We start from the raw sequence: 538 nt of genomic DNA, 5'->3' as shown, positions 1-538 counted from the left end.
GTATCAGAACATGCGGGCCAATGCGCTTACTGATGCGGAATTACGCCGTAAGGCCGCAGATGAGCTTGTCCATATGACTGCGAGAATTAACCGTGGTGAGGCGATCCCTGAACCAGTAAAACAACTTCCTGTCATGGGCGGTAGACCTCTAAATCGTGCACAGGCTCTGGCGAAGATCGCAGAAATCAAAGCTAAGTTCGGACTGAAAGGAGCAAGTGTATGACGGGCAAAGAGGCAATTATTCATTACCTGGGGACGCATAATAGCTTCTGTGCGCCGGACGTTGCCGCGCTAACAGGCGCAACAGTAACCAGCATAAATCAGGCCGCGGCTAAAATGGCACGGGCAGGTCTTCTGGTTATCGAAGGTAAGGTCTGGCGAACGGTGTATTACCGGTTTGCTACCAGGGAAGAACGGGAAGGAAAGATGAGCACGAACCTGGTTTTTAAGGAGTGTCGCCAGAGTGCCGCGATGAAACGGGTATTGGCGGTATATGGAGTTAAAAGATGACCATCTACATTACTGAGCTAATAACAGG

Annotated in this window: 1 protein-coding gene and 1 pseudogene; both read left to right on the top strand. The window is 50.6% G+C overall.

From position 1 onward, the window contains the following. Positions 1 to 223 (top strand): annotated as a pseudogene (locus tag PsAD26_RS16600) (Replication protein P); the annotation flags it as partial. Then, on the top strand, positions 220 to 510 hold the full coding sequence (locus PsAD26_RS16595; protein WP_000145933.1) for a protein ren: 291 nt from the start codon (positions 220 to 222) through the stop codon (positions 508 to 510). The pseudogene PsAD26_RS16600 and the gene PsAD26_RS16595, both read left to right, overlap by 4 nt. Positions 511 to 538 lie beyond the last annotated feature (28 nt).

The organism is Pseudovibrio sp. Ad26, assembly GCF_001623285.1.
GTDB classification, from domain to species: Bacteria; Pseudomonadota; Alphaproteobacteria; order Rhizobiales; family Stappiaceae; genus Pseudovibrio; species Pseudovibrio ascidiaceicola.
This window is presented reverse-complemented; position numbering and strand designations above follow the sequence as displayed.

Excerpts from the sequence above, each read along its gene's own strand:
- PsAD26_RS16595 (WP_000145933.1), top strand. The coding sequence starts at position 220 with ATGACGGGCAAAGAGGCAATTATTCATTACCTGGGGACGCATAATAGC.